General features: G+C 70.5%; 18 protein-coding genes. 14 read left to right on the forward strand and 4 right to left on the reverse strand.

The annotated features are described in order from the left end of the window. The coding region (locus tag AB0H83_RS48020; protein ID WP_360109395.1) for a biosynthetic peptidoglycan transglycosylase at positions 1-686 on the reverse strand (686 nt) is incomplete at its 3' end. A 357-nt stretch (positions 687-1,043) separates the two neighbouring features. Between AB0H83_RS48020 and AB0H83_RS48025 the strand changes: the two genes are divergently transcribed. Both AB0H83_RS48025 and murD read left to right on the forward strand, forming a co-directional pair. Next, entirely contained in the window at positions 1,044-2,348 is a 1,305-nt protein-coding gene (locus tag AB0H83_RS48025; RefSeq protein ID WP_360109398.1) for a hypothetical protein, read from the forward strand. After that, entirely contained in the window at positions 2,335-3,693 is a 1,359-nt protein-coding gene (gene murD, locus AB0H83_RS48030; protein WP_360109401.1) for a UDP-N-acetylmuramoyl-L-alanine--D-glutamate ligase, read from the forward strand. The genes AB0H83_RS48025 and murD overlap by 14 nt, the downstream gene beginning before the upstream one ends. Before the next feature lie 8 nt (positions 3,694-3,701). Here the strand turns inward: murD and AB0H83_RS48035 are convergent, their stop codons facing one another. Beyond that, on the reverse strand, positions 3,702-4,229 hold the full coding sequence (locus AB0H83_RS48035; RefSeq protein WP_360109404.1) for an AAA family ATPase: 528 nt from the start codon (positions 4,227-4,229) through the stop codon (positions 3,702-3,704). A gap of 125 nt (positions 4,230-4,354) precedes the next feature. Between AB0H83_RS48035 and AB0H83_RS48040 the strand changes: the two genes are divergently transcribed. The 10 genes from AB0H83_RS48040 to AB0H83_RS48085 all read left to right on the forward strand — a co-directional run bounded on the left by AB0H83_RS48040 (position 4,355) and on the right by AB0H83_RS48085 (position 16,066). Further along, positions 4,355-4,729 carry a hypothetical protein gene (locus AB0H83_RS48040; protein WP_360109407.1) on the forward strand — a complete coding sequence of 125 codons (375 nt, stop codon included), beginning with the start codon at positions 4,355-4,357 and terminating at the stop codon, positions 4,727-4,729. A 299-nt stretch (positions 4,730-5,028) separates the two neighbouring features. Beyond that, positions 5,029-6,039, forward strand: a complete 1,011-nt coding sequence (locus AB0H83_RS48045; RefSeq protein ID WP_360109455.1) for a LacI family DNA-binding transcriptional regulator — start codon at positions 5,029-5,031, stop codon at positions 6,037-6,039. A 311-nt stretch (positions 6,040-6,350) separates the two neighbouring features. Then, a complete protein-coding gene (locus tag AB0H83_RS48050; RefSeq protein WP_360109410.1) occupies positions 6,351-7,166 on the forward strand; it encodes an exodeoxyribonuclease III in 816 nt (271 codons plus the stop codon). Between the two features lie 491 nt (positions 7,167-7,657). Further along, the gene (locus AB0H83_RS48055) at positions 7,658-8,659 is read left to right on the forward strand and encodes an ABC transporter permease (protein WP_360109413.1); all 1,002 of its coding nucleotides are present in this window, start codon (positions 7,658-7,660) and stop codon (positions 8,657-8,659) included. 151 nt (positions 8,660-8,810) lie between these two features. Then, positions 8,811-10,577 carry an ABC transporter substrate-binding protein gene (locus AB0H83_RS48060; RefSeq protein ID WP_360109458.1) on the forward strand — a complete coding sequence of 589 codons (1,767 nt, stop codon included), beginning with the start codon at positions 8,811-8,813 and terminating at the stop codon, positions 10,575-10,577. A 133-nt stretch (positions 10,578-10,710) separates the two neighbouring features. Then, positions 10,711-11,712 carry an ABC transporter permease gene (locus AB0H83_RS48065; RefSeq protein ID WP_360109416.1) on the forward strand — a complete coding sequence of 334 codons (1,002 nt, stop codon included), beginning with the start codon at positions 10,711-10,713 and terminating at the stop codon, positions 11,710-11,712. 52 nt (positions 11,713-11,764) lie between these two features. Continuing rightward, positions 11,765-12,841, forward strand: a complete 1,077-nt coding sequence (locus AB0H83_RS48070) for an ABC transporter ATP-binding protein (protein WP_360109419.1) — start codon at positions 11,765-11,767, stop codon at positions 12,839-12,841. Positions 12,842-12,852: 11 nt separating this feature from the next. Next, positions 12,853-13,983, forward strand: a complete 1,131-nt coding sequence (locus tag AB0H83_RS48075) for a dipeptide ABC transporter ATP-binding protein (protein ID WP_360109422.1) — start codon at positions 12,853-12,855, stop codon at positions 13,981-13,983. A gap of 61 nt (positions 13,984-14,044) precedes the next feature. Then, positions 14,045-14,290: a hypothetical protein gene (locus tag AB0H83_RS48080; RefSeq protein ID WP_360109425.1), complete on the forward strand. Its 246-nt coding sequence runs from the start codon at positions 14,045-14,047 to the stop codon at positions 14,288-14,290. Positions 14,291-14,365: 75 nt separating this feature from the next. After that, positions 14,366-16,066, forward strand: a complete 1,701-nt coding sequence (locus AB0H83_RS48085) for a S8 family serine peptidase (RefSeq protein WP_360109428.1) — start codon at positions 14,366-14,368, stop codon at positions 16,064-16,066. Between the two features lie 86 nt (positions 16,067-16,152). On the opposite strand, the gene AB0H83_RS48090 is transcribed toward AB0H83_RS48085, so the two are convergent. Beyond that, positions 16,153-16,560, reverse strand: a complete 408-nt coding sequence (locus AB0H83_RS48090) for a response regulator (protein ID WP_360109431.1) — start codon at positions 16,558-16,560, stop codon at positions 16,153-16,155. A 59-nt stretch (positions 16,561-16,619) separates the two neighbouring features. Between AB0H83_RS48090 and mgrA the strand changes: the two genes are divergently transcribed. Further along, positions 16,620-17,582, forward strand: coding sequence for an L-glyceraldehyde 3-phosphate reductase (mgrA, locus tag AB0H83_RS48095; RefSeq protein WP_360109461.1), 963 nt, complete (start codon positions 16,620-16,622; stop codon positions 17,580-17,582). Here the strand turns inward: mgrA and AB0H83_RS48100 are convergent. Further along, on the reverse strand, positions 17,562-18,062 hold the full coding sequence (locus AB0H83_RS48100) for a hypothetical protein (protein WP_360109434.1): 501 nt from the start codon (positions 18,060-18,062) through the stop codon (positions 17,562-17,564). The two genes, mgrA and AB0H83_RS48100, sit on opposite strands and share 21 nt — an antisense overlap. Before the next feature lie 144 nt (positions 18,063-18,206). On the opposite strand from AB0H83_RS48100, the gene AB0H83_RS48105 reads away from it, so the two are divergent. Beyond that, complete coding sequence (locus AB0H83_RS48105) at positions 18,207-19,631, forward strand: MFS transporter (RefSeq protein WP_360109437.1); 1,425 nt, start codon at positions 18,207-18,209, stop codon at positions 19,629-19,631. Positions 19,632-20,786: the final 1,155 nt, after the last annotated feature.

A 20,786-nucleotide genomic window follows, 5' to 3' on the forward strand; every position in this document is an offset into this window, starting at 1 on the left:
TTCAGCGCGATGACGGCCTCGCGCAGCTTCCGGCCGTAGGTGACGCCCTCCAGCTCGGCCCACTTCCGCGCGTACTGCTGGCTGATCGTCGAGGCGCCCTGCCGGTCGCCGCCGGTGACGTTGTTCCACGCGGCCCGGGCGACGCCCCAGTAGTCGACGCCGTCGTTGGTGTAGAAGGAGTTGTCCTCCGCCGCGACGACGGCGTGCTGCACGTGCAGCGGGATCTCCTCGTACGTGACGAGCGTGCGGTTCTTGCTGCCGATGCGCGCCATCAGCGGGCCGTCGGCGTAGTAGATCGACGTGGACTGCTCCAGGGTCAGGTTCTCTGGCAGCTCCACCTGGTCGAAGTAGTACGTGCCGGTCACCAGGCCGATGCCGGTGAGCATGATGAACGCGGCGATCGAGGCGATGATGACGTTGCGCCGGCGGCGCCGCTTCGCACGGGCACCCGGCGACGGCCTGCCCCCGTCGGAGTCCGGCGGGATCTCGGCCGGCGGCCCGCCGACCCGCGCCGAGGCACGCACCGCGGGCGCCGCCGCCCCGCGCGCCGGTGGCGCTGCCGCACCACGCGCCGGTGGCACCGCGGCACCGGGCACGACGGGCCGCGCGGCGCCGCGGGCCGGTGGCGGGGCGGCGCCGGGCACGGACGCCCGGCCGGTCGGCGGCTCGTCCCCGCCGGGTGGCATCGGCACCCTGGCCCTGCCGGTCACGGGATGTTCCGGCTCACCGGAATGGATCGGTCCCACGTGTGCAGCCCCCATGTCTGTGCGTCCGGCCGCGGCACGGCTGGCCCGCCACGGCTTGCCTGGTCACCTCACGGAACTCACGGAGCGTCATCGCCGGCAGCGGTGCGGCCATCGACCGTCGCTGCGTACGCATGGGGCCGAGCGTACGGACATCCGCCATCGACGGCTGCCCCGCTCGCGCTCAGTGACGGGCAGGGCACCACAGGGCAGGTCGGGCACGTTGGTCTTGCGACTCCCGCAATGACCGGCGGCGGTTACCATTGCCCGGTCCGCGTCGCGAAAGTCAGGAGATCTTGCGTGAACGTCGAAGCGCTGCGCTTCCCCGGTCGGGAGTTCGACCCGTCGACCGGCGTCGCCCGCTTCCACTACGCGCTCGGTGACCTCGTGCTCACCGAGACCGTCGACTTCGGCCCGCCGTCGGTGCTGCACCCCGCGCTCGACCGGGTCCTCGACCTGCTCTACGTCGCGGCCTCGACCTCCTACTACAAGATCGCCGCGCCGAAGCGCGTGGAGCTCGGTTTCCCCCTCGCCGAGAAGGCACTGCCGTGGGTCACCGCGCTCTACCGCGAGGGACTCGGCGAGTTCGCGTACCAGAACCGGCTGGAGTACGTGCTGGACCTCGACGTCGTCCCGGGCCCGTTCGCGGAGCCGCCCGCCGTCGTGCACGAGCCGTCGGGGCCGCCCCTCGCCGCGGTCGGCGGCGGCAAGGACTCGATCGTCACGATGGAGGCGCTGCAGCGCGCCGGGCTCGACCCGGTGCTGTTCGCGGTCAACCCCAACCCGATCATCCGCGCCGTGTGCGCCGTGTCGCCGCAGCCGACCCGCTTCGCGCGCCGCACCCTCGACCCGCGGATGCGCGAGCTCAACGCGAGCGGCGCGTACAACGGCCACATCCCGGTGACGGCGATCAACTCGCTGATCGCGGTCGCCGCCTCACTCATGCACGGCCTCGGGCCGGTCGTCATGTCCAACGAGGCCTCGGCGTCGGTGCCCAACCTCAACTGGCTCGGCCGCGACATCAACCACCAGTGGTCCAAGGGCCTGCCCGCCGAGGCGCACCTGCGCGACGCACTGCTCGCCCACGCCGGCCTGCAGGAGGCGTACTTCTCGCTGCTGCGCGGCCTGTCGGAGCTGCACATCGCGGCGCTGTTCGCGAAGTTCACCGCCTACGACGCGGTGGTGACCAGCTGCAACGCCGCGTTCAAGCAGCGTGACGCGACCGAGCGGTGGTGCGGGCACTGCCCGAAGTGCCGCTTCGTCTTCCTCGCCATGGCCCCGTTCACCGGCCGCGAGCGCCTGCTCAAGATCTTCGGCACCGACATCTTCGCCGACGAGACGCAGCTGCCGGGGTACCGGGAGCTGATGGGCCTCACCGCGCACAAGCCGTTCGAGTGCGTGGGCGAGATCGAGGAGTCCCTCGTCGCCCTGCGCCTGCTCGCCGGCCAGGACGAGTGGAAGGACACCCGCATCGTCGCGGCGCTGGTGGCGGAGGCGACCCTGCCGCCGGACGCCGAGGTCGAGGCCACGTTCCGCGGCGACGGACCCAACCTGGTCCCGCCGGTCTACCTCGCCGCCCTGGAGGGTCTCGGTGCAGCTCGCTGACCTGCGCGGCCGGCGCGTCGCCGTCTGGGGCACCGGCCGGGAGGGCGTCGCCGCCGTCCGCGCGATCGCGCCGGTCGGGCCCGCGTCGCTGGTCGCCGTCGACGACCGGCAGAACTTCCTCACCAAGGACTGGTCGCCGGAGCTCGCCGCGCTCGCCCCGCTGCACACCGGCCCCGCCGCGTTCGACGCGCTGCGCGCCGCCGACGTGGTCGTGCGCTCCCCCGGTGTCGCGCAGACCCACCCGTGGATGGTCCAGCTCCGCGCGGCCGGCAGCCGGGTCACCGGGGGCACCGCGCTGTGGATGGCCGCGCACCGCGACCGTACCGTCGGCATCACCGGCAGCAAGGGCAAGAGCACGACGAGCAGCCTGGTCAGTCATCTGCTCGCCGCCGCCGGCCAGCCCAACGAGCTCGGCGGCAACATCGGCATCCCGGTGCTCGACCTGCCGCCAGCGCCCGCCTACGTGCTGGAGCTGTCGGCATACCAGTGCGCCGACCTGGACGACTCGCCCCGCGTCGCCGCGGTGACCTCGCTGTTCCCGGAGCACCTGGACTGGACCGGCGGCGAGGACGAGTACTACCGGGTCAAGCTCAACCTGGTCGCCAACGGCCCGGCCGCGGTCGTCGTGCACGCCGGCGCCACCACGGTCCTCGACGAGCTGGCGCGCCGCCACCCCGGCCTGCCCCTGCACGTCGTCGGCGGCGAGGACTCGTTCCACATCCGCGACGGCGTGTTCCGGCTCGGCGCCGAGCCGCTGTTCCCCCGCTCGGCGCTGCGCCTGCTCGGCGCGCACAACGAGGCCAACCTGTGCGTCGCCCTCGGCGTGCTGCGTGCCTACGGCATCGACGTGGCGGCCGCCGCGCCGGCCCTGGAGGCGGCCCTCGGCGCGTTCGCCGGGCTGCCGCACCGCCTGGAGCGCATCGAGGACCCGTCGGGGCTCACGTTCGTCGACGACTCGCTCTCCACCATCCCGCAGGCGGCGATCCACGCCATCGAGGCCTTCCGGGACCGCCCGCTGACCGTCCTGCTCGGCGGCGAGGACCGCGGTGTGGACTACACCCCGCTGCGCGCCCACTTCGCGGCCGCGACGGTCCCGACGACCGTGATCGGCATGCCGGACAGCGGCGCCCGGCTGGTCTCCCTGCTGGAGGACCTGCCGCTGGTCACGACGTACGTCTCCGACAGCCTGGTCGACGCGGTCGCCCTGGCCCGCAAGGTGACCCCGGCCGGCGGGGTGGTGCTGATGTCCCCGGCGGCCCCGAGCTACGGCCGCTTCGACAACTACGCCCACCGCTCCAGGGTGTTCCGCCAGGCGATCGAGGACTCCGCCCCACCGGCGGGGTGACCGGGCGGTCAGGCGGGGGTCCGCCAGGCGGCGATGATGGCCTCTGCCTCGTCGGCGACCTCGGCCTCGTCGAGGTCGTCGGTGTCCAGGACCGCGTCGACGCGGCGCAGGTCGTGCCGGGCGGTGAGGTAGGCGCCGAGCTGGTCGAGGCGCCAGATCTGCGGGGCGTCGTCCTCGTCGCTCTCGACGCGCTCGATGAGCACCGGGGCGGACACGTCCAGCAGCAGATGGCGCACCTCGTGGCCGCGGCCGCGCAGGCCGTCGAGGAGCTCGCGCAGGACGGGGGCGCGCAGCACGGTCATGGGCACGATGAGCGGGTCGGCGCCGCGGGCCTGCCAGGCAGCGGCGGTGACGGTGGCCGAGCGCCAGGCCGGCAGGTCCTGGTAGTCGCCGGGGCGCAGCAGCCCCACGGTGCGTTTGAGGACCCAGCCGATGCGCTCCGGGTCGAACGCGCGCACCCGCCGGTCCCGCCGGCACAGTTCCTTCGTCAGGGTCGTCTTGCCGACACCGAAGGGGCCATTGATCCAGACGATCACCGCATCAGCCTTTCACGGCCCGGCGCCCGCGGGCCAGGCGCCGCGCGCGGGGGCGGGGGCCGGCTGCCAGGTTCTTCGCAGCCCGCGTCGAGCCCAATGGCAGGCCGGGGCGCGATAAATGAGCCATGGACATCTTGACGCTGCCGCGCTCCGCCTCCGACCTTGACCACGTCACCGTGCTGCTCGCCGCCGGCGACACCCGCTTCGCCGACATCACCCGGTACCTGCCCCAGGACTGGACGGTCCTGCGGCGTCCGACGCACGAGCCGGTGGTGCGCCAGCCGGACATCGTCGTGCTGGACGACCCCGGACCAAGAGCGGTGACCGCCGCCTGCCTGCGCCATCCCGCCTCGGCGATCGTGGTGGTGCTCAGCCCGTACAGCGATCACCAGGAGGTTGTCGACGTGCTGGAGGCCGGCGCCGACGCCTGTGTGCGTTCCAACACCACCGCGGTTGTGGCCGCACACGTCGAAGCTTGCCGGCGGCGCCAGGCGGCATAGGCATTTGGCGTTTCCGACAACATATTCCAGAGAGCGCTTTCAGGGGGTTTCACGATTGACAATACGCTAGTCATGAGCCACTCTGAATCGTGTCTTGAGAGCGCTCTCAGGCCGATTGGCGGCCAGGGTGACCAGCCGATCGTCCAGGCGAATCGTGATCAGGGTGTAACCGGTGTGAGGGTGCGACGGGCGGCGGAGCGGCATGCTTCGTCGCCCGTCCCTTTTTGTGCGCCATACCATCGGGCGGCTTCAGTCATGATGAGTCCGGCAGACAGATATGGGGGAAAGCGCACATGGTGATGTCGGGGCGCGACAGGCCCACGCTGGAAAACGTCGCACAGCGCGCCGGGGTCTCCCGAGCGACCGCCTCCCGCGTGGTCAACGGCTCGACCTCCGTCGCGCCGCACATCCGCGACAAGGTCCTCAACGCCGTCGACGCCCTCGGCTACGTGCCCAACCAGGCCGCCCGTAGCCTGGTCACCCAGCGCACCGACTCGATCGCGCTCGTCGCGTCGGAGACGACCAGCCGGGTGTTCTCCGACGATCCCTTCTTCGCCGCCGTCATCCGCGGGGTCAGCCTGGAGCTGGAGGCCGCCGACAAGCAGCTCGTGCTGATGATGGTCGGGCCGTCCGGGCCGAGCCACGACCGGGTCGAGCGCTACGCGACCGGCGGCCACGTCGACGGGGCGATCATCTTCTCCATGCACGGCGCCGACCCGCTGCCGGAGCGCCTGAGCCGCGCCGGCGTGCCGGTGGTCTGCAACGGCCGGCTGCTGACCCAGTCGCAGGTGCCCTACGTCGACGTCGACAACGAGGACGCCGCCCGCGCGGCGGTGCACCACCTGCTGGACACCGGCCGCCGCCGGGTCGCCACGATCGCCGGACCGCAGGACATGAGCGCCGGCATCGACCGGCTCAAGGGGTACCGCTCGGCCATGCAGGACGCCAGCCGCCGCTCGATCGTGGCGGTCGGCGACTTCACCCGGCAGTCCGGCGCCCTGGCGATGAGTCAGCTGCTCGCCGACGACCCCCAGCTCGACGCCGTGTTCGCCGCCTCCGACGCGATGGCCGACGGGGCGCTGCGCGCCCTGCGCCAGCACGGCCGCCGGGTGCCCGACGACGTGGCGGTCGTCGGGTTCGACGACATGGAGTTCGCCCGCGACACCGAGCCGCCGCTCACCACGGTCCGCCAGCCGATCACCGACATCGGGCGCACCGTTGCCCGGCAGGTGCTGCGCCTCACCGCCGGCGAGCAGATCGAGCCGGTGCTGCTGCTGCCCACGGAGCTCGTCAAGCGCGAATCAGCTTGAGTGCGCCGCTTGCGGCGCATTGGGGGGCCCCGGGGGAGAGAATCCCCCCGGCGGGACCCGCCGCTTGCGGTGGGGCAGCCAGCAAGAGCTTGAGTGCGCCGCTTGCGGCGCATTGGGGGGCCCCGAGGGAGAGAATCCCCCCGGCGGGACCCGCCGCTTGCGGTGGGGCAGCCAGCAAGAGCTTGAGTGCGCCGCTTGCGGCGCATTGGGGGGCTCCGGGGGAGAGAATCCCCCCGGCGGGACCCGCCGCTTGCGGTGGGGCAGCCAGTAAGAGCCTGACGATCGCATCGAGTTGCGGCATTGTGGGACGGGTGAGACTCGCGACCTGGAACGTGAACTCGGTCAAGGCCCGGCTCCCCCGGCTGCTCGAGTGGCTCGAGCTGGCCGGCCCCGACGTGCTCTGCCTGCAGGAGACCAAGGTGGGCGCCGACGGCTTCCCCGCCGAGGAGGTCGCCGCGCTCGGTTACGCCACCGCCGCGCACGGCGAGGGCCGCTGGAACGGGGTGGCCCTGCTGTCGCGGGTCGGCCTGGACGACGTCGTGCGCGGCCTGGAGGGCGACCCCGGCTGGGCCGGCGAGCCGACCGGCGAGGAGGGGCTGTTCGAGACGCCCCGGATCGAGGCCCGGGCGGTCTCCGCCACGTGCGGCGGGGTGCGGGTGTGGTCGGTGTACGTGCCGAACGGCCGCACGCCGGAGTCGGCGCATTACGGGTACAAGCTGCGCTGGCTCGAGGCGCTGCGCACCCGCGTCGCCGGTGAGCTGGCCGGCACCGACCGGCTGGTGGTGTGCGGGGACTTCAACGTCGCGCCGACCGACGCCGACGTCTTCGACCCGCGGGCCTTCGCCGGATCGACCCACGTGACGGCGCCGGAGCGCGAGGCGCTCGCCGCGCTACGGGCCGCCGGGCTGCGCGACGTCGTGCCGGCGCCGATGAAGGGGCCGAACCCCTTCACCTACTGGGACTACCGGGCCGGGATGTTCCATCAGGACAAAGGCATGCGGATCGACCTGTTCTACGCGAGCCCGCCGGTCGCCGAGGCGGTCAAGGCGGCCTACATCGACCGCGAGGCGCGCAAGGGCAAGGGCCCCTCGGACCACGCCCCGGTCGTGGTGGACATCGATCTCTGACTACGCTCCGTGATCGGCGACGCGCGTCCGGACGGTACTGTTAAAAGTGAAACGATCAAGTAAAGTGATAGATGACCCCCATGCCTCCCGTCGCGCGCGGTTCGTCCGCGACGCAGTGTGATCGCACCGTTACCCTGAGCCGGTAATTCACCCGATTCAGGGGTGTATGATCCAAAAGTCCCTGAGCTAGGATCACGCCCTCATCACGGCCCGGCGTGGACTTGGTTACAGGACGGGGGGTGACCCTTGACGATCGGCCGAACGAGCGACAGGGTTCCCTCAACGGAGGCGACACACCAAGTCGGCTTCGTGCCCGCTCTGCCCGTGGACCGAACCTGCGGATAGGGCACCAGGAGTCCACGAAGACACAGCCGATCGGCTGCTGACTGCCACGGGCCCCGGTCTGGCCGACGCGCGTTCCCATGCTGCGACGGCCATCGCTGGCGGCTGCGCAAGGCGGGCAAGCGGCCGGGGAGAGGGGCACCACGCCCATGACTATGGGACCCGTCACGTCCAAGAGCGACGCGCAGGTGCCGAGTGTCGAAGAGGCGACCAGCACGCCATCCGGTGTCCCCGCCAAGGCCATCGAGGGCAGGTCGCTCGGTCAGATCGCCTGGACCCGGCTGAAGCGCGACAAGGTCGCCCTCACCGGTGCCGGCATCATCGTGTTCCTCGTGCTCGTCGCGATCTTCGCGCCGCTGATCAACAAGGTCTGGGGCCACCCGATCAACGAGTACCACCAGGACAAGATCAACCCGAGCCTCGGCGGCATCCCGGAGCCGGGCACCTGGGGCGGCATCAGCAAGGAGTTCCTGCTCGGCGTCCAGCCGGTCACCGGCCGCGACATGTTCTCGCAGATCATCTACGGCGCACGGGTCTCGCTGCTGGTCGCACTGTCCGCCACCGTCGTCGCCGTGATGCTGGGCGTCGTGCTCGGCATCAGCGCCGGCTACTTCGGCGGTTTCGTGGACAGCATGATCAGCCGCCTGATGGACCTGATCCTCGCCTTCCCGTACCTGCTGTTCTCGATCGCGCTGATCTCCGTCGTGCCCGGCACCACCGCGTGGCGCATCGGCGTCGTCGTCGGCGTCATCGCGTTCTTCAGCTGGCCGTACATCGGCCGTATCGTGCGCGGGCAGACCCTTTCGCTGCGAGAACGGGAGTTCGTCGAGGCCGCCCGCAGCGTCGGCGCCGGCCCGACCCGGATCCTGTTCCGGGAGCTGCTGCCCAACCTGGTCGCGCCCATCCTCGTGTACTCGACGCTGGTCATCCCGACCAACATCGTGTTCGAGGCGTCGCTGTCCTTCCTCGGCGTCGGCGTGCTGCCCCCCACCCCCTCGTGGGGCCGCCTGCTGTCCGACGCGGTGAACTACTACACCTACGACCCGGTCTACATGTTCGTGCCGGGCCTCGCGATCTTCATCATGGTCCTCGCGTTCAACCTGTTCGGCGACGGGCTGCGCGACGCGCTCGACCCCAAGGCCAACCGGTAACCCCGCCACCGGCTCCCGCCATCCCGGCCGGACCGGGTCCCACACCAGGGATCCGTACCGTGCCACCCCGATCTCCGCTCGCACAGCAGCACAGCTCGGACGGCCCGTCCCTCGGCGGGTCGCGCCAAACAAGGAGGGAAACCTAGTGAGAATGAGGACAGGGGCATTGGTGGCCGGTTCGGCCGCTGTCGCCCTGGTGTTGTCCGCCTGTGGGTCGGGCGGCGACGACAAGACGCCCAGCACGGGCGAGAGCACCGCGGGTGTGACCGGCTTCAACGCCGCCACCAAGGGCGTCGTCAACCCTTCCGACAAGAAGGGCGGCACGCTCAAGCTCGTCAACCACTCCGACCCGGACTCGTTCGACCCGGTCCGCGCGTACTACGCGTGGGTGTGGAACTTCCAGAAGGGTTACTACGTCCGGACCCTCCTCACCAACGCGTCGAAGCCCGGCGAGGACGGCCTGAAGCTCGAGCCCGACCTGGCCGAGAAGCTGCCGGAGATCACCGACGGCGGCAAGACGTACACCTTCAAGCTCAAGGCCGGCGTGAAGTTCGAGGACGGCTCGCCGATCACCTCGAAGGACGTCAAGTACGGCATCGAGCGGGTCTTCGCGCAGGACGTGCTGTCCGGCGGCCCGACCTACCTCGTCGACGTGCTGGACCAGGGCCAGAAGTACCCCGGCCCGTACAAGGACACCGACCCGGACAAGCTGGGCCTGAAGTCCGTCGAGACCCCGGACGACACCACGATCGTCTTCAAGCTGAAGGAAGCGCTGTCGGACTTCAGCTACCTGCTCGCCATGCCCGGTGCCGGCCCGGTCCAGAAGGCCAAGGACACCGGCGACAAGTACGGTGACAAGCCCGTCTCGACCGGCCCGTACAAGTTCCAGTCGTACGACCCGGGCAAGAAGGCCGTCCTGGTCCGCAACGAGAACTGGGACCCGAAGACGGACACCATCCGTAAGGCGCTGCCGGACCAGATCGACCTGACCATCGGCACGGCCGTCGAGGAGATCGACAACCAGCTGCTGAGCGGCGACCAGGACATCGACACCGCGCAGACCGGCGTCCAGCAGGGTGCGCAGCCGAAGATCCTGCTCGACGCGACCAAGAAGGCCAACGCGGACACGCCGACCACCGGCTTCATCCGCTACTTCTCGATCAGCACCAAGGTCCCGCCGTTCGACAACATCCACTGCCGCAAGGCCGTGCAGTACGCCACGGACAAGATCACGATGCAGACCGCTCGTGGTGGTGCCGAGGCCGGTGGCGACGTCGCGATCAACATGCTGCCGCCGAACATCGCGGGCCACGACCCGGCGCTCGACCCGTACAACACCAAGTCGGGCAAGCCGCAGATCGACAAGGCCAAGGAAGAGCTGGCGCTGTGCGGCAAGAAGGACGGCTTCGACACCGTCATCGCCACCCGTAACGCCGGCAAGGAGCCGAAGACCGCCGAGGCGCTGCAGGCCGCGCTGAAGAACGTCGGCATCAACGCCCGTCTCGACCCGACCGACGCCTCGCTGTACTTCCGCTCCACCATCGGCGCGCCGTCGAACGTCAAGGCCAAGGGCTACGGCCTGATGATGGCCGGCTGGGGCGCGGACTTCCCGACCGGTTACGGCTTCCTGTCGATCCTGGTCGACGGCCGCACGATCTCCCAGTCGGGTAACAACAACTACGCCGAGCTCGACAACCCCGAGGTCAACAAGCTGATCGACGAGGCGAAGGCCGCGACCGACCCGAAGGCCGCCGCGGACATCTGGGGCAAGATCAACAAGATCGTCATGGACGAGGCCGTCATGGTGCCGTTCGTGTACGACAAGGCCCTGAACTACCGCAACCCCCGCCTGACGAACGTGTTCGTCACGGAGTACTACGGCATGTACGACTTCGCCAGCCTGGGCGTCTCCAGCTGACCTGGTCGTACCTGACCGAGCAATGCCAGTAAGCCGGTAACCCGCCCTTCCGAGGAAAGAAGGCAGGTGAAGGCCACGGCGCCGGCCGGTGAGACGGGAACCCCGTCGCGCCGGCCGGCGTCAGGCCGCACACGTGATCAATTACATCCTGCGCCGCCTGGTTGTGGCAGTTGCGCTGCTCGTGGCCGTTTCGGCCGTCACCTTCCTGATCTTCTTCGCGATCCCGAAGGCCGCTGGCGCCGATCCCGCCCAGATGTACGTCGGTAAGTCGGCGACCCCGCGCGACGTCGAGGCGACCCGGATCAAGCTCGGCCTCGACAAGCCGATCTACGTCCAGTACGGCCGTTTCCTGAAGGGCATCGTCGCCGGGCGCGACTACAACAACGGCCCGAGCGTCACCCACTGCTCCGCCCCCTGCTTCGGCTACTCCTTCCGCACCGACCGCGAGGTGTGGCCGCTGCTGATCGACCGGCTCCCCGTCACCATCTCCCTCGCCCTCGGGGCCGCCGTCATCTGGCTGCTCTTCGGCGTCGCCGGTGGCGTCATATCCGCACTGAGACGCGGCTCGATCGCGGACCGCACAGCGATGATCATCGCGCTCGCCGGTGTCTCACTGCCCATCTACTTCACCGGTCTGGTCGCCCAGCAGCTGTTCGTGCACACCTGGCCCATCTTCGAGGGCGGTGAGTACGTCAACTTCAAGGACGACCCCGCCGGCTGGGCCAACAAGCTCTTCCTGGCCTGGGTCACCCTCGCGCTGCTCTTCGCCGCCCAGTACACCCGCCTCACCCGCGCGCAGATGCTCGAGACGATGAGCGAGGACTACGTCCGCACGGCCCGCGCCAAGGGCCTCAAGGAGCGGGTCGTGATCGGCAAGCACGCGATGCGCTCCGTGCTGACCCCCATCGTCACGATCTTCGGCCTGGACCTGGGCGGCCTGCTCGGCGGCGCGATCCTCACCGAGAGCGTCTTCAGCCTCCCGGGCATCGGCCGGCTCAGCATCGACGCGGTGAACGTCAAGGACCTGCCGATCATCCTGGGCGTCACGCTGTTCGGCGCCTTCTTCATCGTCATGGCCAACCTGCTCGTGGATCTGCTCTATGCCGTGATCGACCCACGGGTGCGGCTCTCGTGAGCCTGCCGCAGTCCCGCACCGCTCGACCCGGCACCCCTGGAAAGGAGTGAGCATGTCCACCAGTCTGCTCAAGGACGGCGACCCGTCCCCCGCCCGCGCCGGCACGTCCGCACAGGCCTTCCTCGACGTGCGCGACCTGCGTATCCATTTCAAGACCGACGACGGCGTCGTCAAGGCCGTGGACGGCCTGACGTTCCAGCTGGAGCGCGGCGAGACCCTCGGCATCGTGGGTGAGTCGGGCTCCGGCAAGAGCGTCACCAGCCTGGGCATCCTCGGCCTGCACCGGCGGGGTTCGGCGAAGATCTCCGGCGAGGTCTGGCTGGACGGCGAGGAGCTCATCGGCTCCTCGCCGGAGCGGGTCCGCGGGCTGCGCGGCGCGAAGATGTCGATGATCTTCCAGGACCCGCTGACCGCGATGCACCCGTACTACACGGTCGGCCAGCAGATCATCGAGGCCTACCGGGTGCACCACAAGGTCAGCAAGGCCGACGCCCGGCGGCGCGCGGTGGAGATGCTCGACCGGGTCGGCATCCCCCAGCCGCAGAAGCGGGTCGACGACTACCCGCACCAGTTCTCCGGCGGTATGCGGCAGCGCGCGATGATCGCGATGTCGCTGGTCAACAACCCGCAGCTGCTCATCGCCGACGAGCCGACGACCGCCCTGGACGTGACGGTGCAGGCGCAGATCCTGGACCTGATCCGCGACCTGCAGGCCGAGTTCAACTCCGCGGTCATCATCATCACGCACGACCTGGGTGTGGTCGCCGAGCTGGCCGACGACATCCTGGTCATGTACGGCGGCAAGGCCGTCGAGCACGCCTCCGCGCAGGACGTCTTCCGCCGGCCGGAGCACCCGTACGCCTGGGGGCTGCTGTCCTCGATGCCACGCGTCGACCGGGAGGTGCGCGACCGGCTGGTCCCGATCAAGGGCAACCCGCCGTCGCTGATCAACCTGCCGGGCGGCTGCTCGTTCCACCCTCGCTGCCCGTACGTCGAGCGCAACGGCATCCCTTGCAAGACGGTCGAACCGACGCTGGCGGAAGGCACGGCCGAACACGGCGTCGCGTGCCACATCCCGCCCGCTGATCGGCTGGCCATCTTCAAGTCGGACATCGCCCCATCCCTCTGAGGAGCACGACAGTGTCGACGAGCACCCAACCCCAGCCCGCCGCGGCACCTCAGCGGGGCGGCGAGAACCTCCTCGAGGTCCACGGCCTGGAGAAGCACTTCCCGATCATGCGGGGCGCGTTCTTCAAGCGAAAGGTCGGCGCCGTGCGCGCCGTCGACGGCATCGACCTGGCCGTCAAGTCCGGCGAGACGCTCGGCCTGGTCGGCGAGTCCGGCTGCGGCAAGTCCACCACCGGCCGGCTCATGACCCGGCTGCTGGAGCCCACCGGCGGCAAGGTGATCCTCGAGGGGCGCGACATCTCGCACCTCGGGGTCGGCCAGATGCGCCCGCTGCGGCGCGAGATCCAGATGATCTTCCAGGACCCGTACTCGTCGCTGAACCCGCGGCACACGGTCGGCTCGATCGTCGGCGCCCCGCTGCAGGTGCAGAACATCAAGACCGCGCACGGGCAGAAGCGTGAGGTCCAGCGGCTGCTGGAGCTGGTCGGGCTCAACCCCGAGCACTACAACCGCTACCCGCACGAGTTCTCCGGCGGCCAGCGCCAGCGCATCGGCATCGCCCGGGCCCTGGCCCTGCAGCCGAAGCTCATCGTGGCCGACGAGCCGGTCTCCGCGCTCGACGTGTCGATCCAGGCGCAGGTCGTCAACCTGCTCGACGACCTGCAGCGCGAGTTCAACCTGACCTACGTGTTCATCGCGCACGACCTTTCGGTGGTCAAGCACATCTCCGACCGGGTCGCGGTCATGTACCTGGGCAAGGTCGTGGAGGTCGGGCCCCGCGACGGGCTCTACGCCGCGCCGCTGCACCCGTACACGTTCGCGCTGCTGTCGGCGGTGCCGGTGCCGGACCCGGACCGGCGCGACAAGGCGCAGCGCGAGCGGGTGCTGCTGACCGGTGACGTGCCCAGCCCGATCGACCCGCCGTCGGGCTGCCGCTTCCGGACCCGCTGCTGGAAGGCGCAGGACGTCTGCGCCCAGGAGGAGCCGCCGCTGCGCGAGCTGCAGCCGGGCCAGACGGTCGCCTGCCACTTCCCGATCACCGACGAGGAGCGCTCCGGCACGGGCGCGCAGGCCGCCCGGGCCGCCGCCGCGGAGATCCCGGTGGCCGCCTCGACCGACCCGTTCGCCGAGCCGATCGCATAACCGGACGAATTGCGTCGGGGAGCTGCCAGCCGCGGCTCCCCGACGTTGTTACGGTCGCGCCATGGACGCCGCCGACACCATTCGCCTGGCCCGACTTGAGCGTCAGGTCGCATTTCTCTACCGTCATTTCGGACTCGACCCGGCCCTCGCCGATGTCTTCCCGGCCGCCGACGGCCTGCCGCCGCAGTTCCTGGCCGCGCTGCGACGCCACGACCTCGTGACCGCGATCAAGATCTATCGCCAAGCCACCGGTGCCGGCCTGGCGGACGCAAAGGAAACCGTGGAGCGAATCGCCCGGGGTATTTGAAAATCTTGGCTGAATGCCTTCCGCAGCCCGATGTTTTTCGATCTCATAATCCCATCCCTCGAACCGGGAGGACATGTGGGATTCAACAAAAGGCTCACGAGCGCCGCGGTCATCACCGCGGCGTTGACCGTGACCGCGGCAGGCTTGCCGGCCCCGGCGAGCGCCGAGGCCGTCGCCAACACGGAGTACACCGTGGTGGCCGCGGACAACGTCTCCGTCAGTGACGCCGCCGCCGCCATCACCAAGGCCGGCGGCAAGGTCGTGGCGACCAACGACACGGTCGGGATGTTCACGGTCCTGGCACCGCAGAGCGGATTCGTCGAGAAGGCGGCAGCCTCCTCGAAGCTCGTCGGCGCCGCTCACCGCACCGCCATCGGCAAGGCTCCCAAGAAGGAGCAGCCGGGCAGCGTGGAGAAGGAAGCCCAGGCCGCGGCAGCGGCCGCCAAGAAGCCCGGCGGCAAGAAGCCCGCAACCGCCGGCATGGACCCGCTGGACGACAAGCTGTGGGGTCTCACCACGGTGAAGTCGGACAAGGCCCGCAAGGTCAACGCCGGTGACAAGCGCGTCACCGTCGGCATCCTGGACACCGGCGTCGACGCGACGCAGCCCGACATCGCCCCGAACTTCAACTGGGCGCTGTCGAAGAACTTCGCGCCGGACAAGGTCGACATCGACGGCCCCTGCGAGGTCGCCAGCTGCCTCGACCCGGTCGGCACCGACGACGGCGGCCACGGCACGCACGTCGCCGGCACGATCGGCGCGGCGGCCAACGGCTTCGGCATCTCCGGTGTCGCGCCCAACGTGTCGCTGGTCGAGCTCAAGGGCGGCCAGGACTCGGGGTACTTCTTCCTCGAGCCGGTCGTCAACGCGCTCGTCCACGCGGGCCAGACGGGGATCGACGTGGTCAACATGTCGTTCTACGTCGACCCGTGGCTGTTCAACTGCACCGCCAACCCGGCCGACTCGCCGGCCGCGCAGGCTGAGCAGCGCACCATCATCCGTGGCATGTTCCGGGCCCTGACGTACGCCCACTTCAAGGGTGTCACGCTCGTCGGCGCGCTCGGCAACAACCACGAGGACAAGGGCAAGCCGCGCACCGACATCTCCAGCCCGGACTACCCGGCGGACTCCGCGTACGACCGGCCCATCGACAACGGCTCCTGCTGGGACCTGCCGGTCGAGGGCCCGTTCGTGATCGGGGTCTCCGCCCTCGGCCCGTCGCTGAAGAAGTCGGACTTCTCCGACTACGGTGTGGAGCAGATCGGCGTCTCCGCCCCTGGTGGCTGGTTCCGTGACGGCTTCGGCACGGACACCTACCGCACCAACGAGAACATGATCCTCTCCACGTACCCGAAGAAGGTGCTGCAGGAGGAGGGCTCGGTCGACGCCGACGGCAACGTCGTGCCGGAGGCCGAGGGCCTGGTCTACAAGGAGTGCACCGCGGCCGGGAAGTGTGGCTACTACACCTGGCTGCAGGGCACCTCGATGGCCTCCCCGCACGCGGCCGGCGTCGCGGCGCTCATCGTGAGCGCGCACGGCGCCAAGCACGGCAAGGACTTCGGTCTCGAGCCGTGGAAGGTCGAGTACCTGCTGTACAGCACGGCCGCCGAGCACGCCTGCCCGACGCCCGCGCTGCAGACCTACACGCAGGAGGGGCGCAGCGAGGAGTTCAACGCGCTCTGCGAGGGCAACCTGGAGTTCAACGGCTTCTACGGCTTCGGCATCGTGGACGCCTACGCGGCCGTGACCACCAGGGCCTGGTGGGAGCACCGCTAGCACGTGCTGACCCGGTCCGGTGGTGCGCCTGCGTGCCGCCGGGCCGGGTTTTCTCTTCCCGCGGGGCGTTCAGGTCCGCGGGCTTTTCATTTCCCGCGGGCGGTCAGGCGTCCGCCGAGCAGGGCGTCGACCTTGCTGACCAGCATGCTCGGCCGGATCGGCTTGGTCAGGTACTCCGTGGCGCCGACCAGCATCGCCTCCTCCCGGCCGCGCATCCGCCCGTACGCGCTGAGCATCAGGATCGGCAGCCTCGCGGTGGCGGGGTCCGCCCGCAGCGCCTTGCACAGGTCCAGGCCCGACACGTTGGGCATCCACATGTCGGTGACCAGCAGGTCGAACTCGGCGTCCCGCAGCGCCTCCAGGGCCTCGCCGCCGCTGTTCACGGCCACGACGGCGGCGCCCGCGGACTCCAGCGCCCTGGCGAACAGTTCCCTGATGTCCGAATCGTCCTCTGCCAGCAGGACCGAGGCGACCGTCTCCACGCCCTCATCCATGAGCCCAGCTTAAGATCCTCTTCGTGGTGTACGAGGCGGCTTCGGGCCGATACCAGGACATGCAGTACCGGCGCAGCGGGCGCAGCGGACTCAAGCTGCCGGCGATCTCGCTCGGCCTGTGGCACAACTTCGGCCACGCCCGGTCGTACGAGACCCAGCAGGCGATCGTCCGTCGCGCCTTCGACCTCGGCGTCACGCACTTCGACCTGGCCAACAACTACGGCCCGCCGCCGGGCTCCGCGGAGCTCAACTTCGGCCGCATCCTCGCCGAGGACCTGCGCCCCTACCGGGACGAGCTGATCATCTCCACGAAGGCCGGCTACGACATGTGGGAGGGCCCGTACGGTGAGTGGGGCTCTCGCAAGTACCTGACGGCGTCGCTGGACCAGTCGCTGCGGCGGATGGGCCTGGAGTACGTCGACATCTTCTACTCCCACCGGCCCGACCCGGACACGCCGCTCGAGGAGACGATGGGGGCCCTCGACCGGGCCGTGCGGGCCGGCAAGGCGCTCTACGCCGGCATCTCCAACTACTCCCCGCAGCAGACCGCCGAGGCGGCGCGCATCCTGCGGGAGCTGGGCACGCCGCTGCTCATCCACCAGCCGCGGTACTCGATGTTCGACCGCTGGATCGAGGACGGGCTGCTCGACGTGCTGGCGGCCGAGGGCGCGGGGTGCATCCCGTTCTCGCCGCTCGCGCAAGGGCTGCTGACCGACCGGTACCTGCGGGGCATCCCGGCCGATTCACGGGTGCGCACCAGCCGGTTCCTCAACGAGAGCGACCTGAGCCCGGCGCGGCTGGCCACCATCAAGGCCCTCGACGAGGTGGCCCGCGGGCGGGGGCAGAGCCTCGCACAGCTGGCGCTGGCGTGGGCACTGCGGGACCCGCGGGTCACCTCGCTGATCATCGGGGCGAGCTCGGTGGCGCAGCTGGAGCAGAACCTGGGGGCACTGTCGGCTCCGGCGCTGTCCGCCGACGAGCTCGCCCGCATCGACGCGGTGCTAGCTGAGCAGGCCGTTTAGCGTCGTGATCACGGGCTGGAGGGCGGTGGGCACCGCACCGTCCTTCACCACGACCTCGTCGCCGCCGTAGGTGATGCCGTACGTGTAGCCGTCGGCGACGTTGGTGCTGCCGGTGACCTTGGGCAGCTTCGAGAAGCCGACCTGCTCCAGGGCGCCCTTGAGCGCGGTCAGCTCGGCCGGGGTCAGCTTGCCCTCCTTGGTGCCGGCCTTGGTGGTCAGCGTCCAGGCGCCGTCCGGGCGCACGACCAGCCGGTCGTTGGTGCCGGCCAGGCCACCCTGGCGGGTGAAGATCAGCAACGTGTCGCTGACGCCGGGGCCGGCGCTCGTGCTGGCGCCTGCCGACGCGCTGGCCGCGGGCGCGGCGGTGCTGGTGGACGGGGCGCCGCTGGCGCCTGCGGTCGCGTCCTTGGTCTCGTCCGCGCAGCCGGCCAGGGCCAGCGCGAGCAGGGCGGTGACGGCGATCGGGGTCCTCGACTTCATCGAAGGTCTCTCCATCTCTCTTGGACTGCTCGGTCGTTCGGCGGGTTCCCCGTAGTGTGTTCTTCGTTACCTTCGGTGCCCGTTGGGGCCGGTCGGGCGGTAACTCGCTCGTTTCTTGTCGTACCCCCACGACATGATTGCCCCATGCGCCTCGACCCGTACCGTCACGTCCTCGCCCTTCCTGGGGTGCGGTCGCTCATGGTGCTGGCGCTGCTGGCCCGCATCCCGATCACCGCCATCGGGGTCACGATGACGTTGCACGTGGCGCAGGATCTCGATCGCGGCTGGGCCGCCGCGGGTCTGGTCGGCGCCGCCCTCACCGTCGGCACCGCCATCGGCGGCCCGCTCAACGGCCGCTTCGTCGATCGTAAGGGCCTGCGCCCGATGCTGGTCGTCACCACCGTGTGCGAGGCGCTCTTCTGGGCCGTGGCGCCGTCGCTGTCCTATCCCGCGCTGCTGGTCGGCGCCCTGGTCGCCGGCGTGTTCTCGCTGCCGGTGTTCTCCGTGGTGCGCCAGTCGCTGGCCGCGCTCGTCCCGGCCGAGCAGCGCCGCCAGGCGTATGCCCTGGACTCGATGTCGGTGGAGCTGTCGTTCATGGCCGGCCCGCCGCTCGCCGTGCTGCTGATGAGCAGCCTGTCCGGCCGGTTCACCATGTGGTCGATCGGCGGCTGCCTGGTGCTGGCCGGGGTCGCCCTGTTCGTGACCAACCCGCCGGTGCACGCCGCCCCCGACCCCGCCGAGCCCGCCGAGGCCGCGGCCCCCGTGCGCCGCCGCGACTGGCTCACCCCGCGCTTCCTCGCCGTCTGCGCCGCCGGCGCCGCCACCACGATGGTCCTGGCCGGCACCGACCTCGGCATCGTCGCGATGCTGCGCGAGGCCGGCAAGGTGCAGCTGGTCGGCGGCGTGCTGGCCGCCTGGGGCGTCTACTCGCTGATCGGCGGCTTCGTCTACGGCGCCCTGACCCGCGCGGTGCCGCTCGTCGCCCTCATCGGCGGCCTGAGCCTCTTCACCCTGCCGATCGGCCTGGTCGGCGACCGCTGGTGGCTGCTGTTCATCGCCCTGCTGCCGGCCGGCGCCCTCTGCGCCCCCACCCTGAGCGCCAGCGCCGACCTGGTGAGCCGCCTCGTCCCCTCCCCGGCCCGCGGCGAGGCCATGGGCTGGCACGGCTCCTCCCTGACCGTCGGCCTGGCCGTCGGCTCGCCCCTCGCCGGCTGGGCCATCGACCACGGCTCACCGGGCTGGGGCTTCGCCGCCGTGGGCACCGTCGGCGTCCTCATCACCGCCGTGCTGCTGTTCCTGCGTCGCAGCAGCACCCCGCTGGACCCGACCACCTCTCCTGCGCCCGCTTCGACGGCATTCACCACCGACGTGGCCGCGGCTGCTCCCTCTGCGGCGACCGTCCCCGCTGCGACCGCCTCTGCGGCTGTCCCCGCCGCGACCGTCCCCGCCGCTGCTGACGCCGCCGCGTCGGCTGCCAGCGTGTCGGCTACCGACGCTTCGGCTGCCGACGTTGACGTCGTCGCGGCGACCGCTGCGTTTGCTCCCGCCACAGCCGCGCCTCGCCGCTGACACCGTCCCGTACGACCGCCGCTCCCCCTGCCGCCGCGACCCTTGCGGCCGCCGCTCTCCCTGCCGCCGCGACCCTTGCGGCCGCCGCTCCCACGGCCGCCGCGTCTATTCCCGCTGGTGCTTCGACGGCGACGGTCACCCTCACCACCGCTGAAACTGCTCCGGTCGCCTCCACCACCGTTCCCACCGCCAAACACACCCCGCCACCGGCCACCGCTCCCCTCGCTGCCCCCCCCGATCGCTCCCACCTGCGATTGCTCCCACCACCGCCGCCCCCCGCCGCTGCCTCTTACGACCACCACCCAGCGCCCCGGACCGGCCAACCGCCGCGGCACATCGACCCGGCACAACCCGGTGGATTCCTGCAACCCGGTGGATCCCTGGTCCCCTGACCCCAGCAGGACACCGCGTTGCGAAACCGCCCCGCGCCGAAGGGCGCGGAGTGGGCACAGTGGCTCCCCCAGTCCAACCCCTGACGGAGCCCGACCACGACGGAACAGTGATGACATCGTCGCAACGGCTGCGGCTTCTCCCACCACTGCGACCGCAGCTCCCGCCGCCGCCCAGGCGACCACCGCCATCACCGACGAAGCCCTTCTGCCCGACAACCACCGCCACCATCGAGGCTCGTCCAACCAGGGCGACGGACCCTTGGCCCATTGGCTGGCGCAAGTCTCTGCTCTCCTACCCGGCCAACCTCACCGAACTCAGCGCACGCACTGCCCGGTGGATCCCTGGGCTTCTGACAACCACCTCGGGCTCACGGCCACGGCGAGGGGCGCGAAAGGCAGAAAAGCCTCAATCAGGGGCGGTTGGGGTCATGCGACGAACTGGGGGTCCGTTAAATCTTTGTGTTGGCACGTTTCGGGCAGGAGTCACGCTGTCGTGACGTTCGGGTACGGCCGTGGATCACCGAGCGTGTGCCGGCGGCGCTGCGGGCACCCGGCGGGGGTGGCGGCGGGCCGGAATTGTCCGGAAGGGGACCGTTCCTCGGCAGGAGCGGACGGGAATCGGCGGTCGCATGAGGTAAGGGGTGTGCGAGAACCGGACGCGGGAAAGCGCCGGATCACGGTTTCCGCGGCGTCGCGGGGCGGCGGGAATGCAATGGCGGCACGGCCGGGTATACGGCAGGTGAACGGCGTCTTGCCGCCGCTC

Source organism: Dactylosporangium sp. NPDC050688, from assembly GCF_040654515.1.
Lineage (GTDB): Bacteria > Actinomycetota > Actinomycetes > Mycobacteriales > Micromonosporaceae > Dactylosporangium.

Excerpts from the sequence above, each read along its gene's own strand:
- AB0H83_RS48070 (WP_360109419.1), top strand. The coding sequence starts at position 11,765 with ATGTCCACCAGTCTGCTCAAGGACGGCGACCCGTCCCCCGCCCGCGCC.
- AB0H83_RS48090 (WP_360109431.1), bottom strand. The coding sequence starts at position 16,560 with ATGGATGAGGGCGTGGAGACGGTCGCCTCGGTCCTGCTGGCAGAGGAC.
- AB0H83_RS48080 (WP_360109425.1), top strand. The coding sequence starts at position 14,045 with ATGGACGCCGCCGACACCATTCGCCTGGCCCGACTTGAGCGTCAGGTC.
- AB0H83_RS48100 (WP_360109434.1), bottom strand. The coding sequence starts at position 18,062 with ATGAAGTCGAGGACCCCGATCGCCGTCACCGCCCTGCTCGCGCTGGCC.
- mgrA (WP_360109461.1), top strand. The coding sequence starts at position 16,620 with ATGCAGTACCGGCGCAGCGGGCGCAGCGGACTCAAGCTGCCGGCGATC.
- AB0H83_RS48040 (WP_360109407.1), top strand. The coding sequence starts at position 4,355 with ATGGACATCTTGACGCTGCCGCGCTCCGCCTCCGACCTTGACCACGTC.
- AB0H83_RS48045 (WP_360109455.1), top strand. The coding sequence starts at position 5,029 with ATGTCGGGGCGCGACAGGCCCACGCTGGAAAACGTCGCACAGCGCGCC.
- AB0H83_RS48105 (WP_360109437.1), top strand. The coding sequence starts at position 18,207 with ATGCGCCTCGACCCGTACCGTCACGTCCTCGCCCTTCCTGGGGTGCGG.
- AB0H83_RS48060 (WP_360109458.1), top strand. The coding sequence starts at position 8,811 with ATGAGGACAGGGGCATTGGTGGCCGGTTCGGCCGCTGTCGCCCTGGTG.
- AB0H83_RS48055 (WP_360109413.1), top strand. The coding sequence starts at position 7,658 with ATGACTATGGGACCCGTCACGTCCAAGAGCGACGCGCAGGTGCCGAGT.